Raw genomic sequence first — 13,006 nt, 5'->3', positions numbered from 1 at the left:
ATCCCCCAGCCCCCGACCCCTGCTTCACACCAGCCGGCGGATAAACTCTAAGAGGCTCGATTGGTCAAAACTTGACTTGAGGATATACGCGTTCGCACCAACCTCAATTCCCCGTTCCTTATTTTCTCGAGACTCCAGCGCGGTCACCAGGACTACCGGAAGTTCAGACAGCTTCCGATCGGCCCTGATCCGGGTTGTCAGATCAAAGCCGTCCATTCGCGGCATATCCACGTCGGAGACGACAAGATCAAACTCCTCGGTGTTGAGGAGTGTCCAGGCCTCCATTCCATCCACTGCCACCTTTACCTGATAGCCCGCCGCCTCCAGGAGGTTCTTCTCCATCGTCCGGGTGGTGATGGAATCGTCCACCACAAGCAGGACCGGCTGACGGTCTTTTTCCTCGTATGCGACAGCTTCCGCCGGTGGACGAGTAATCTCCTGAGTCGACCTCAGGAGATCCGCGGGACGGAGGATCAGCACCACCTGGCCGGTTCCCAGGAGGCCCGCCGCAGCGACGTTCTTGACCCGGACGAGCGGGGGCCCGATCTCCTTCACCAGTACCTCCCGGTCCCCCAGGATGTCTTCGACCAGAAGCCCCACCTGCGCCTCGCCGGATGTCACGATGACGCACAAGAGCGGAGGGTTGGGGGATGGGGGATGGGGGATGGTCCCTGACCCCTGCTCCTGAGAAAGTCCGAGCAGTCCGCTGAGACGGGCGATGAAAAGCGGTTGACCGTTCCAGCGGATCGCTTCGCGCCCCTCCACGTGCTCGATCGCATCATGTGCGATGCGGATCGCTTGCTTGACGGCCTCGGTGGGAAGCAGAAAGGGCTGCCCGCCCGCCTGGACCAAAAGGCCCCGGAACGTCGTGATCGTCGCGGGGAGGATCGTTCGCACCGTCGTCCCCGCCCCTGCCCGTGTCTCTATCCGGATCTGGCCTCCCAGACGCTCCGCCCGCTCCTTCACGATGGCCAGACCCAAGCCGTGACCTGAGAGATCGGTCACGATGGGGCTGGTACTGAGACCGGAGCGAAAGATAAGGTCCAGGGTTTGGTCGCCCGTCAATACCTCCGCCGCCTCGGCGGTCAGGAGGCGAGCCCGGACCGCCGCCGCCTTTACTCGGCCCAGGTCAATCCCTCCCCCATCGTCCTCGACGCGAATCTCGATGCGACCTCCCTCCAGCGAACTGATGGTCACCGTCACGCGCCCTCGACCTGACTTACCCGCCTCTACCCTGACTTCAGGCGTTTCGATCCCGTGGTCGATGGCATTTCGCACGAGATGGATCAACGGCTCCTTCATCGCTTCCAAGACCTTCCGGTCCACCTTCAGGTCGGCCCCATAGGCCACCCACTCAATCTCTTTACCGTGGGTTCGCGCTAAATCACGGACCATTCGCGGGAAAAGGTCCAGGACGGTTGAGCTGGGCGTGAGCCTCGTCCGCCGCAGCTCTTCATGCAGGCCATCCACCGCCCTGCTGATGGTCCGCTGATCGCCGGCAAGATGGCGAAGCAGATCCTCAGCCTGGGCCTGCAACATCCGAAGTGCGGGGGTTGGGGGATGGGGGAAGGGGGTTGGACTCTGATCCCTAACCCCTAACCCCCGACCCCCATCCCCTGTCACCCGCCTCAGCGCCTCGATCAGGGCCCGGGCTTCGCGGACTCGCTCTTCGGCGGCGAGCTTTGGGACCAGAAGGTCTTCCGCCTGGAGGAGCAAGGCGTCCAGTTTAGACGTGTCGAGCCGGACGCTATCCGTGTGGGGAATGGGGGTTGAAGCAGGGGATGAGGAGTGAAACGGGAGCGGGGAGGTGGGGGGTGGGGGGTGGCCCCTGACCCCTGCTCCATTCGCCGCTTCCTCGAGGCATCGGATCAGGTCAGGCAGCACCGTCGAATCGGCGCTGCCTGCCAAGAGGCAGGCGACGCCATCGACCGCTTCCTGGAGGCGATTCAGGATCGGCTGGCTCAGGATAAGCTGACCGCGTGTGGCTCGGCTCAGCACCGACTCACACGCCTGGCAGAGGGTCTCCACGTCCCTCAGGCTGACGGAGCGCGCGGCTCCCTTCAGCGTGTGGACCTCCCGGAACGTCGCCTCAACGACCTCGCGCATCTCGGCAGGCGGCAACCCGCGGTCCAGCGCCAGCAGGTTCGCCGTAAGGGCCTGAAGATGCTCCTCGGCCTCCGTCCGGAACGTAACCAGCAGCCGGGCCTTGAAGTCGTTCTCTTGATTCGCCATCGCTGACACTCTCTGTTACCCGGCTCTCCGCCCATTGCCCGAAGCCCCGACGAGCCCCTTGAGCCCTCCGGCCAGCTCGTTCAGGGCCCGGGCGGCCTGTTCCACCTGTCGCGTCGAAGCCATGTTCTGGGTGGAGGCCTGCTGGATATTCTGCATGGCCAGCGCTACTTGATCCATCCCCGCTACCTGTTGCTGCGCCGAGGCCACGATCTGCTGGGCCGCCTGGGCGGACTCGGTCAGGCTCTCGGCCAGGAGCCGGATAGCCTCGCCGCCTCGGCCTGCCACGCCGACCCCGGCCTCCGAGGCCTTGACGCCCTGCTCGGCCGCCATCACCGCCGCCTGCGTCGCCCGCTGGATCTCGTTCAGGATCCCCCGTACCTGTGCCGTCGCCTGCTTGGACTGCTCGGCCAGCGCCTTGACCTCGGCCGCGACCACGGCAAAGCCCTTCCCGGCTTCCCCGGCCTTGGCTGCCTCGATGGCGGCGTTCACGGCCAGAAGGTTCGACTGTTCAGCAAGGTCATTAACGCTGGCGATGATTTCGCCGATGGCCTGTCCCTGCTCGCTCAGGGCCAAAATCCGCTCGGCGATAGTCTCCATCCGTTCTTTTGCCTCCTGCATCCCCTTGATGCTCTCCTCCACGGCTCGCCGTCCGTCCTGGGAAACCATCGCGGTCTTCTGCGCGGCGTCGGCCACCCCTCGCGCCTTCTGCGCCGCCACCTGCACCGTCTGCTTCACTTCATCCACCGTCGTGGAGGTCTCCTGAACCGCCGTCGCCTCTTCCGCTGTCCCCGAAGCCTGCTGCGTCGTTGCCGCCACGATCTCTGAGGACGCGGAGGCCAGGGTACCGATCGTTTGGCGCAGGGGGCCGGTGATCGAGCGCGTCAACCCCCAGGCGATGACAACTCCGGAGGCGAGAGCGACTCCTGAGACGATGAGCATCGCCCACAATGCCCGCGATGCCCCGGCACCCGCTGATCGCGCGACCTCTCTCGTACGAGCGCTTTGCAATTCAACGAGGCGGGCGACCAGGGCATCCCGCTGCTGCCGGACGGGTAGGACCCGGTCTGCACGTATGCGAAGTGCGTCAGCGTGACGACCAGCCCCCTGGGCCGCCATCGAGGACCGAGCTGCTTCTTCCCAGACGTTCAGGAGGTTGAGCGTCTCTCCCCAGCCGGTCTTCAGTTCTGCAATGGCAGCCTGATCCCGTAACTCTGTCATGACTCGGCGGGCCTCGGCGATCGCCTCCTCAAAATCCTTGAGGATTCTTTTGTCCGCCACGAGGAGGTAACGGAGGAAACTAAGATTTGCCGTCTCGATGGCGCCGTCCGCCCTCCGCACGGCCCCCAGATCTCTCTCCTGGGCGTGGATCACCGTCTCGAACGTTTCAGCGGTATGGGAGAGGGCAATGTACCCCACTCCGGCCACCACCACAAGGAGCACCAGAATCACCGTATACCCGACCGTAATTCGCTGCCCCACTGTCCATTTCATGGCACTCTCCTATCCATGACGCTCTCCTAGCCACCGACCTCTTCGTTGACGACGATCCGCGGATCACGAGCCAGCGCCTCCAGGTCCAGGACCGCGATCATTTCTCCCGTAATACCTCGGATGCAGGCATGGCGACCGGCGCTGAGGGTCACCGGAGAGAGCGCGATCTCGTGAGCCGCCACCCGGATGGTCCCTGCCACGGCGTCGGCGGAGATCCCGAACGTCATCCCTCCAGCCTCCACCGCCACAACGCGGCCCCCCTCGGTGATGCCTTGCCCAGGCAGCTTGAACAGCCCTCGGAGGTCCAGGACCGGCAGGATGCGCCCCCGGTAGTTGACAACGCCGAGAATGACCGGCGGCGTGCACGGCACAGACGTCAGATCCCGGAGGGAAATCACTCCCCGGACGTGAGCCGTCTCAATGCCGTACCGCTCCCCCGGAAGCGAGAAGACCAGCAAATCGAGCGCCTCTGCGGGGGTTCGGACCTCCGCCAAGGGCTTGGCCAGTGCTTGAGCCCGGTCCCTCAAGATTCGCTTGACCTCTTCAGGGAGCGGATTCCTGCCGGCTTCCAGAGTTCGGCGTGCTTGCTCCAGCCGCAAGTAGGCCGTTTGCCAATTTAAGCGATCAGCCATCGGTCATCAGCTTTCAGTCCCCCATCCCCCATCACCCAACCCCCGCTTCAACCATCTCCAGATACGCCCTGGCCGTCTCAAGCAGCCGGCCGGCGGTCAGGCCGCCGCCGCCCGCCACTGTCTCATCGCGCGGGATGGAATTCAGCAGGCTCACGACGGTCTCCATCGAGCGCCGCCCCCGCTTGCGCTGTCCCTGCCGCAGGAGGAGGCTGCCCAGAAGAAAGTGGGCGGCGGCGGAGTCCGGGGCCAGGTAGATGGCCCGCCGAAGGGCTTCCAGAGCCGACGGGATGTCTCCTCGCTCATGACAGACTGCGGCCAGCAGCAGGTGCGCCTCAGGGTCCAGGCAATCCCGCGTCAGCGCGGCCTCGCACAGCTCGCGAGCCGCCTCGAGCTTACCTTGGTCAGCCAGGGCCTGGGCGCGATGGAGATCGGATGGCGTTTCTGGCGACGCCTCGGTTGGCTTTGCTGCCGAGAGCATAGGCGGATCCGCTTGCTCCATGTGCCGTGGCTCCGGTATCGGGCTGTCTGCCACCCGCCACCCGCCATCCGCTTCCGGAGCGAAGCTGAAGCTGGAAAGCGGAAGAGTAGCGGCGAAGCCTTCCCCTTTCCGGTAAAGGATGGCGGCGGGGAACGTGACAGTCACCAACGGGCGGTAGAGTTCGGCTGACGCCTCGGCAGGGCTCACCGCCAGCCATCCTTCCTTTACCAGCGCCCGTTCGAGTAAGGCCGCAGCCGCCTGTTGAGCCTCACGGGTGAAGTACATCAGCACGTTGCGGCACAGGATCAGGTCCATGGCGCTCGTGTTGGTCACCACGCCCGGATAGCCATCCTTGGCCAGGTTGAGTGGCGCAAAGGTGACCATCCGCCGAATCCTTGGATCCATCTCGAACGTCTCCGCGCTCCGGCGGTGGAAATAGCGGTCGCGAAGCCACTGAGGAGTCTCCCGGAAGGACCATTCCCGGTAGCATCCTCGCCGGGCTGCCTCAAGAGCGTCAGGATTGATGTCGGTGGCCAGGATTGTGATGGCCCAGTCGGAGAGATCGGGGAGTAGACGATCCAGCAGAATGGCGAGAGAGTAAGGCTCTTCTCCGGTCGCGCATCCGGCGCTCCAGAGCCGGAGCCGGAAGTGTCTCTCCGTCCGGCGGCCGGTAATAAGCGATGGGAGAACGTGCTGCTCCAACGCCTCGAAGAGGGCGCGATCGCGGAAGAAATAGGTCTCGCCCACGGTCAGGTGGCTCGCCAGCCGCCTCCACTCTGCGCTCTCATCCGGCAAGGTCGCGAGCCGGGCCAGATACGTCTCCGGCGCGGAGACGGATGAGGTTTGACAGGCTTGGACGAGACCCCGCTCTAAGTCGGCTTGGCGTCCTTTGGAGAAGTCCAGACCCAAACGGCCGGCAATGAGCGCCTGCGCCTGAAGGCACAACTCCTCCGACAGTCTCATACCCCTATCCCTTCCAAGGCTGTCGTGAGGCGTTGTTCTTCATCCAGCGAGAGGCACGCTTCCACATCGTGGATGAAGAGGAGGCCGTCGGCGAGCGTGACGATTCCAGCCACGTGACCGATCCCGGAGAGGAGCGCGTCCGGCCTGGTGATGGTCTCCTGCGCAATCTCCCTCACCCCCAACACCTCATCGACCGCCAAGGTCAGGATTCGGCGGGAAGTCCGGATCACCAGCAGGCGGGCAGTCAGACCGTAGTCGCGAATGGGCAGGCCAAAGTGGCGCCGGAGGTCGAGGACCGGAATCACCTGACCATGGAGGTTCATCACGCCGAGGACCACCGCCGGGGCCTGCGGCAGCGGCGATACCGCGACCATCGGCAAGACCCGCTCAACATCGTGCAGCGGCAAGGCATAGCGCTGCCCATCGATGTCGAAGACGATCAACGTGATCACTGGACTCTGAACGGCATGATCCACCGGGCCACAATTCATCGCCATGCGCCACCCTGGTGAAGGACAACCGATGAGTCTTATCGACGGATGAAGCCTCAATAAGTGAGTAATACTACCTTATTCAATCGTATTGTCAACTATTATTTCTTATGCGGTCTATAGAGTATCGCTATCTCTATGAACAGTTAGATCATCCATAAAGCAGTTATATACTACACTTCTACATCTGACTTAAGTCATGTAAACAATATAGTACGCTGGCCAAATGGCGCGTTCGTTGGCGAATAGCGAAAGGCAGGGAAGGGTGAACCCGCGACTGTTGGGCTTCTGCGCGACGGTAATGAGGGTACGAATACTGCGGCGGTTCCTACGACAGTGAGCTTGTGTTGAAGAACCTACTTGATTAAACCGAGGCGACGAAGGGTGGCATTATTCCAGTTGGCCGCTGCGAGGAGTTGCTGGAGCGTACCGGCCGGTAGCGTGTCTCCGCCGTGGTGGTAGTGGATGACTACTCGCCGACCGTCTGGATGCCGATAAATCCGCTGGCTACCTTTGAGTCGTCGATACACAAAGCCGTCGCGCTCCAGCGCCCGGATCAGCTTCCGGACAGCGACGCTCTTTAGCTCTTCGATCATACGGTAATGGCCACTGCCGGTCGTTCAATAACATCGACCTGCCCCGCTTCGAGGGGGATCGGGTCTCCCGCTTCAATCATGTCCTCCACATAGGCTTCCGCCGCGTCCTGGATATTTCGCAGAGCTTCTTCTTTTGTATGGCCCCAGCTTGCCAGACCTGCGAGGGCTGGGATCCACACGCTCCAGCGCTCATCCTGTTCCTGTTGCAACTCCACTCGAAAAAGATAAGTTTTCACCCTGACACCTCCTGATTCGGTGATTATTCCCCTATTTCCCATCCTAGAGAATCGACCGGGATCCGTCAACCTCGCACTGAAGGGGCGCTTCTCCACCCTTCACGCCCTGCGCAGAAGTCCGGCGACGGTCTCAAAAAGGACTGTTAGATTGAGGGGCTTGGCTAGGAAGGTTGCACAGCCAATTTCCAGCGCCCGCGCCTGGTCTTCAGGCTTGGCAAAGGCGCTGGCGGCTAGAACAGGAATATCCCGCGTCTCCGCATCGGTCTTCAACTGCTGAGTAAGGGTAAAACCATCGATTCGTGGAAGCTGCAGGTCCATGATGATAAGGGCCGGCCGCTCGGCCTTGACCCGCTCCACCAGTCCAAAGCCATCCTCCGCCTCAAGGACGGTATACCCGCGCGCTTGCAGAGCGATGACTACTAACTCCCGGTTCAGCGGGTGATCTTCCACCACAAGAATCTTCTCTGGTGTCATATCATCCCCCCGTCTCTGGACGCTCTTGGGAGGGTAGGGGAAGCCGGACGGTAAAGGTACTGCCTCGACCTTCCCCCTCTGATTCCGCCCGGATCGATCCTCCATGCATCTCGACGAGTTGCTTCGTCAGCGCCAGGCCAAGGCCAGTACCCTGGAACTGCTTGGTAAGGGCGGATTCAAGCTGGGTGAACACCTGGAAGAGTCTGGCGAGGTCCTCGCGCTTGATCCCGATCCCGGTATCGGCTACGGCGATCTCCACGAAATCGCCGGGGTCGAGGGTATAGGGTTTAGGGTCTAGGGTTTTGGGTTGTGAGCTCGAAACCATCTTTGCCGTAACGGTGATCCGCCCGCCCGCTGGAGTAAACTTGACGGCATTGGAAAGGAGGTTGTAGAGGATCTGCCTGAAGCGGGTGGCGTCCGCCTTGATGACCGGCATGGGGTCGTCCATCGAGAGTTCGAGGACCTGTTGCTTCTGCTCGGCCTGCGGGCGAATGGCGTAGATGGCCGCCTCGATAGCCTCCCGAAGAGGGAATGGGTGGAGTTGAAGAACCAGCTTGCCCGCCTCAACTTTGGAGAGGTCAAGGAGATCATTAATCAGGGCAAGGAGGTGCTCCCCACTCATGACAATATGCCTCGCGAACCGTATCTCTTTCTCGCTCAGGGAACTGACGGCAGGGTCCTGAAGCAGCGAGGCAAAGCCGATGATAGAGTTCAATGGTGTTCGGAGTTCGTGAGACATATTGGACAGGAATAACGACTTATGGCGAGAGGCCTCCTCGGCTCGCTGTTTCGCCTCTTGCAGCTCTCGTGTGCGCTCTTCGACCGTGACCTCGAGTCGGTCGCGCGCTTCCTGAAGGGCGATATCGCGTCGCTGAACCTGTGTCAACATCTCGTTGAACCCATCGATCAGTTGACCCAGTTCATCCTGACCGGATCCGGCGACCCGGACCGAATAGTCCTGCATCTCCGACACAATGGCTGCCGTATGCGCAAGGCTCAGAACCGGCTGAGAGATCACGCCCTCGAGTCTTGAAGCCAGGAACAGCGCCACCAGCGAGGAGGCCAACAGCACGCCAAGAATGATCATGGCGCTGACTCGCAGGCGAGCATACGCCTCTTGCGTGTCGGCCTGGATGTACAGTGTTCCGATCTTCTCCTGGTCGAGGATGATCGAATGAGACACGATCAGGCGCCCTCGCTCTATTGTACTTCCATCTGCGAGGGGCGCAACCGGAATCGCGTCCTCCTCTAACAGTTGGCGCCGGTACACAGCAAAGACCTTCCCCTCCTTCGTGTAGATGGCCGCGAACGTGATCCGAGAGTCCTTCCGCAATGCGGACAGCGTCTCTTCCGCGGCCTTTGGATCGTTGAATGTAAGGGCGGCTGCGCTGTTCGCTCCGATGACGTCAGCCAAACTCATCATCTCGCGGGTCATAACAGAGCGGTAGGCCACTAACTCATAGACGACAAGGGCCACGCCGGTCAATAAGAGCGCGACGCTGGTGGTCAGCATGGTGATGCGCCTCAGCTTTTTCTGGATGGGGACATCCCGGAACAGGCGCATCTCAGCGTCCCCCCGATACGATTCGCGCCAGCCTGAGCAGATGCGAGCTGATCTGCAGCTTCGCCCGCTCGGCGGCCTCGACGTTGATCTCGAACTGGATCTTGTTCTCGACCGTGATGAAGTTGATCATCCCGCCGCGCCTGGCAAACCCGTCGATATCACTGACCGTCAACGTGCTTGTCCCCTTCAGCCGATCCAGAATCTCCGCCATGCGGTCTTCCATCCCGGAGCTGATGAACAGAATATGGCAGAATTCCAGCTCCTCCGGTTCCTTAAACCGTTTGACGACGACTCGGCGGCCCTTGGCCTCCTTGCCCTCAACGGACTGAAGCGCGCTCGCCATGGGCCCCCCATCAACCACTCCGATGCAGATAGTCTGGTTGGTGGCATGGAACGCCTGCGGGGGCCACTCGACGAATTTAAAGAACTGATAGAGAAAGGCCGCCTTGACCTGATATTCAATGGGCGATGGCTGGGCGTGGGTAATCCTGATGGGGAGCATCCCATCCACGCTGCTTGCCATCAGCAACAGGCAGACCAGCAGAATGCGTGTAAGGAGAGGCCGCCGCCTGATCACAGGTTAGAACCGCCAGGTGGCCTGCACATAGCCGCTGCGCTGGACCTCTACAGGTCTGACAGGAACACCGAAGATGCCACCCCACTCCGGATGTCGGTTGTCCAGGAGGTTCTGGCCGACCAGACTCAGATCGAACGTCTTGGTCGGACGCCACCCAAGGCGGAGGTCGAGTCGCAGGTAGCTTGGAACAGAGGGGGCCAGCTCGGGCAGTCGATCGACAAAGAAGGCCGACGCATCAAACTGAAGATGCCAGGGGAGATCCAGGAGAGAGCGCGCCTGTACCTGATGGCGCGGCGAACGTCGTTCATCGGCTATCGGCTCGACACTGGTCGGATCCGGGTGGAGTTCGATCATGAGATAGGAGTAGTTGAGGTGCAGCCGCCAGAAGCTCAGAGGCTGCCAGGTGCTGGCGATCTCGACACCATACGTATTGCCGGACATCCGGTTATCGAGCATGAAGGGTTGCACGATGTGGGGGGGGCTTACGCCTGTCGCAAGGGTAGGAGCGCCAGGTTCGGACGTCCTCAGGTTGTCGTAGATCGTGTAGAAGCCGGCCAGATCGACCGAGAGCCACTCGACCGGCTGCACCCGGTAACCCAGCTCAAACGCGAGCAGTTCCTCAGAGGCAAAGTCGGAGTTACCCGATGTTTGGACGAGCGTCGTCAGTCCACCGGGGCCGGGAAACGCGGCGACGTTGGTCTGGACATCCCGTTCGAATCGGGCGGGTGTCCTGACCGCCCGCGAGATCGCCGCCCACACCCGATTCCAATCGTTGGGAGCGTACAGTAATCGGGCGTTCGGCTGGGCCTCGAAGCCGGAGTAGGAGTTTTGCTCGAACTTCGACCCGAGGGTGAGTGTCAGTCGCTCCGGGATCAGGGTGATCTGGTCCTGGACGAATCCGCTTACCAGATGATCAGTTCGACGCGTCGGCGTGAAAACCAGCGAGGCGCTGTTGTCGATGCTATCGATCGTCACGCGCGTCCCCACGCCCCAGATCAGATCGTGGCGCGCCCCGATGGGGAAGCGGTGCTGAAGCTCAAGATCGACCGTATCCCTCATCTCGTGGAACAGCAACTCGTTCCGATGGGTCCGGTCGTAGTAAAACTGCAGGGTGGTCTCAGTACGATCAGCCGTCTTATGTTTCCAGCGTGTGAGGAGATTGCCCCCCGCAAAGTCGTCCCGGCTGGTGGGGGTTTCCGAGAAGGGGGGGGTGAGGGAGGGGATTGCAAGCGTCTGGCCGAAATCGCCCTTATACAGGTCACCCTGAACCGTCAGCGCATCGCGGGTGGAAGGCGCCCAGTCAAGCCGGAAGCCGCCCCGATATGTCCTCCAGTCATCGGCGGCCTCCTTGCCGGTAGCGGTCACCAGGTTGTCGTGATTCGCATACTTGAAGTAGCCCCGATAGAAGAGATCGTCCCCTACCCGCCCACCGTAGCGCGTCCCCACAAACCCGCGTTCCTCGCTCCCACCGCCAACCTCGAGGTAGCTTCCCTGGGTCGCCTTCGCCTGTTTGGTAATGACGTTGATCACGCCGTTGACCGCATTCGCGCCCCAGAGAGTCCCGCCAGGTCCGCGGATGACCTCGATCCGATCGACATCTTCAAGAAGGGTGTCCTGTACGTCCCAGAAGACCCCGGCGAACAGCGGTGTGTAAACGGTCCGCCCATCTATGAGGACCAGAAGCTTATTCGAAAAAGTAGCATTGAAACCGCGAGCCGAGATGGCCCATCGGTTTGAACCGAACTGGGCCACCTGGAGGCCAGGCACCAGGCGCAACGCCTCCGGGATGCTCTTGACCCCTGCGCGGCGGATATCTTCTCCGGTAATGACAGAGACGGCCGCGGCGCTCTCCCACAGGCGCTCCTCCCGCTTGGAAACCGACGTGATCTCGACGCTCATCAACTGTTCGAGCGAGAGCTCTGTCAGGTCAGGTGGAGGTTGCTGGGCCTGAGCGGAAGCGTGATCCAACACGACGATCAGGCCCCACGTCAGCACAAGGGTCCAGACGACTCTTGCCATCAGCTCGCTCCTCAGGAACGTCCAGAGACCGGCACGCTCGCACAGCATCCGGTTGTCCCCGGTCATGCTCACTCCCCAGCTCGCCGCGTTAGCGCAATAACCTGACACTATCCTTCGATTGAAGGACCGCCGTCTATCAGGACCTGATTTAATAGATGTCCTACCTGACATGGACCGCTGAAGGCTCCGGCATTTTATTCTCGAAGCCACCAATAAATATTAGCCAGGGGGAAAGAACCATAGGATATTCAATCATGTTATGTCAAATGTTTTCTAACGCTCTTATGCGATCAATAACGCTGACGCGGGTTCTGATGTCGCTTTCGCTGTTGTTGGTGATGTAGAGCATGAAGGGCGGGAGCGAAATCCTTGGGAGAGGCAAGTCGAATGAGTTGTCGGGTTACGCTACGCTAACCCGACCTACGACTGACTGCTATTTTCGAAGGAAGGGACAGAAGTGATACGGTCTCGCAACCGATGGCCGACTGCAAAGGTCAGCGACGGTCGCTCACTTGATGCGTGACGGTAATGATGGTGTGGATGCCGCCGCGAACGTAAAAGTCAGCGACCAGCTTCATGAAGCGGGGTTGACAGGCTTTGACAAGGTCGTCCAGAATCCGGTTTGTCACCGCCTCGTGGAAGTGGCCCTCATTCCGGAAGGACCACAGATAGAGTTTGAGCGATTTCAACTCGATACACAACCGGTCCGGGACATAGGTGAGCGTGAGGGTCGCAAAGTCAGGCTGGCCGGTCTTCGGGCAGAGGCAGGTAAACTCAGGACACGTCATCTGGATCTCGTAGTCGCGCCCTGGCTCAGGATTAGGAAACGCCTCAAGTGCTTTCGACGGCTGTGTCGGCATAGCGATTATCCGCCATTATAGGAAGTTCCCCCGCAGTATCAAAGTTTTTTGCGCTACCTCGCTCCACATCCCCTCAACCCGCCTTTGACAAAAGGGGGCGAGAGGGGATTTATTCGATCCGGAATCGTTGGGAACGAAGGTGTTCGTTTTTGCACATTGGACAGCGAGACGGATCGTTGAATTTTGTCCGACCCTTGAAGCGGTAGCCGCACCCCTCGCAGGTCGGTGGATGGATCTGCAGGCGAAAGGGCTTTGGGACGGAGCGAGCGATATGCTCGAGGTCATCGATGATCACCTTCTTGGGCACTACGAAATTCCTGGCCAGCTCGTCCAGCGTCCATTCGCCATCCCGTAGCATCGCCATGATCTCCTGCCGCCGCGTCAGTTCCATCT

At 61.0% G+C, this 13,006-nt stretch carries 13 protein-coding genes; all 13 read right to left on the bottom strand.

Annotation, left to right across the window (positions count from 1 at the left end):
- Window positions 1-24: 24 nt before the first annotated feature.
- On the bottom strand, window positions 25-2,232 hold the full coding sequence (locus PHV01_RS04600; protein WP_337289967.1) for a response regulator: 2,208 nt from the start codon (window positions 2,230-2,232) through the stop codon (window positions 25-27).
- 15 nt (window positions 2,233-2,247) lie between these two features.
- Entirely contained in the window at window positions 2,248-3,723 is a 1,476-nt protein-coding gene (locus PHV01_RS04595) for a methyl-accepting chemotaxis protein (protein WP_337289966.1), read from the bottom strand.
- Window positions 3,724-3,749: 26 nt separating this feature from the next.
- Window positions 3,750-4,355, bottom strand: a complete 606-nt coding sequence (locus PHV01_RS04590) for a chemotaxis protein CheW (RefSeq protein ID WP_337289965.1) — start codon at window positions 4,353-4,355, stop codon at window positions 3,750-3,752.
- Between the two features lie 31 nt (window positions 4,356-4,386).
- On the bottom strand, window positions 4,387-5,796 hold the full coding sequence (locus PHV01_RS04585) for a CheR family methyltransferase (protein WP_337289964.1): 1,410 nt from the start codon (window positions 5,794-5,796) through the stop codon (window positions 4,387-4,389).
- On the bottom strand, window positions 5,793-6,293 hold the full coding sequence (locus PHV01_RS04580; protein WP_337289963.1) for a chemotaxis protein CheW: 501 nt from the start codon (window positions 6,291-6,293) through the stop codon (window positions 5,793-5,795). The genes PHV01_RS04585 and PHV01_RS04580 overlap by 4 nt, the downstream gene beginning before the upstream one ends.
- Window positions 6,294-6,643: 350 nt before the next feature.
- Window positions 6,644-6,883, bottom strand: coding sequence for a type II toxin-antitoxin system HicA family toxin (locus tag PHV01_RS04575; protein WP_337289962.1), 240 nt, complete (start codon window positions 6,881-6,883; stop codon window positions 6,644-6,646).
- Window positions 6,880-7,119, bottom strand: coding sequence for a type II toxin-antitoxin system HicB family antitoxin (locus tag PHV01_RS04570; protein ID WP_337289961.1), 240 nt, complete (start codon window positions 7,117-7,119; stop codon window positions 6,880-6,882). Before PHV01_RS04570 ends, PHV01_RS04575 begins: the two co-directional genes overlap by 4 nt.
- Before the next feature lie 99 nt (window positions 7,120-7,218).
- Entirely contained in the window at window positions 7,219-7,593 is a 375-nt protein-coding gene (locus PHV01_RS04565) for a response regulator (RefSeq protein WP_337289960.1), read from the bottom strand.
- A gap of 1 nt (window position 7,594) precedes the next feature.
- Entirely contained in the window at window positions 7,595-9,157 is a 1,563-nt protein-coding gene (locus tag PHV01_RS04560; RefSeq protein ID WP_337289959.1) for an ATP-binding protein, read from the bottom strand.
- Window position 9,158: 1 nt separating this feature from the next.
- On the bottom strand, window positions 9,159-9,734 hold the full coding sequence (locus PHV01_RS04555) for a YfiR family protein (protein ID WP_337289958.1): 576 nt from the start codon (window positions 9,732-9,734) through the stop codon (window positions 9,159-9,161).
- A gap of 3 nt (window positions 9,735-9,737) precedes the next feature.
- A complete protein-coding gene (locus PHV01_RS04550; protein ID WP_337289957.1) occupies window positions 9,738-11,819 on the bottom strand; it encodes a TonB-dependent receptor in 2,082 nt (693 codons plus the stop codon).
- A gap of 428 nt (window positions 11,820-12,247) precedes the next feature.
- Window positions 12,248-12,613: a preQ(1) synthase gene (gene queF, locus PHV01_RS04545; RefSeq protein WP_337289956.1), complete on the bottom strand. Its 366-nt coding sequence runs from the start codon at window positions 12,611-12,613 to the stop codon at window positions 12,248-12,250.
- Window positions 12,614-12,722: 109 nt separating this feature from the next.
- Entirely contained in the window at window positions 12,723-13,004 is a 282-nt protein-coding gene (locus tag PHV01_RS04540; protein ID WP_337289955.1) for a transcriptional regulator, read from the bottom strand.
- Between the last annotated feature and the right edge of the window lie 2 nt (window positions 13,005-13,006).

It is taken from the genome of Candidatus Methylomirabilis sp. (assembly GCF_028716865.1).
Taxonomy (GTDB): domain Bacteria; phylum Methylomirabilota; class Methylomirabilia; order Methylomirabilales; family Methylomirabilaceae; genus Methylomirabilis.
Note: the sequence above shows the minus strand (reverse complement) of the source record. Positions and strands in the feature narration are given on the sequence as shown.

Bases quoted from the DNA above. Each gene is read 5' to 3' on its own strand.
- PHV01_RS04600 (WP_337289967.1), bottom strand. From the start codon at position 2,232: ATGGCGAATCAAGAGAACGACTTCAAGGCCCGGCTGCTGGTTACGTTC.
- PHV01_RS04595 (WP_337289966.1), bottom strand. From the start codon at position 3,723: ATGAAATGGACAGTGGGGCAGCGAATTACGGTCGGGTATACGGTGATT.
- PHV01_RS04590 (WP_337289965.1), bottom strand. From the start codon at position 4,355: ATGGCTGATCGCTTAAATTGGCAAACGGCCTACTTGCGGCTGGAGCAA.
- PHV01_RS04585 (WP_337289964.1), bottom strand. From the start codon at position 5,796: ATGAGACTGTCGGAGGAGTTGTGCCTTCAGGCGCAGGCGCTCATTGCC.
- PHV01_RS04580 (WP_337289963.1), bottom strand. From the start codon at position 6,293: ATGGCGATGAATTGTGGCCCGGTGGATCATGCCGTTCAGAGTCCAGTG.
- PHV01_RS04575 (WP_337289962.1), bottom strand. From the start codon at position 6,883: ATGATCGAAGAGCTAAAGAGCGTCGCTGTCCGGAAGCTGATCCGGGCG.
- PHV01_RS04565 (WP_337289960.1), bottom strand. From the start codon at position 7,593: ATGACACCAGAGAAGATTCTTGTGGTGGAAGATCACCCGCTGAACCGG.
- PHV01_RS04560 (WP_337289959.1), bottom strand. From the start codon at position 9,157: ATGCGCCTGTTCCGGGATGTCCCCATCCAGAAAAAGCTGAGGCGCATC.
- PHV01_RS04550 (WP_337289957.1), bottom strand. From the start codon at position 11,819: ATGACCGGGGACAACCGGATGCTGTGCGAGCGTGCCGGTCTCTGGACG.
- queF (WP_337289956.1), bottom strand. From the start codon at position 12,613: ATGCCGACACAGCCGTCGAAAGCACTTGAGGCGTTTCCTAATCCTGAG.
- PHV01_RS04540 (WP_337289955.1), bottom strand. From the start codon at position 13,004: ATGGAACTGACGCGGCGGCAGGAGATCATGGCGATGCTACGGGATGGC.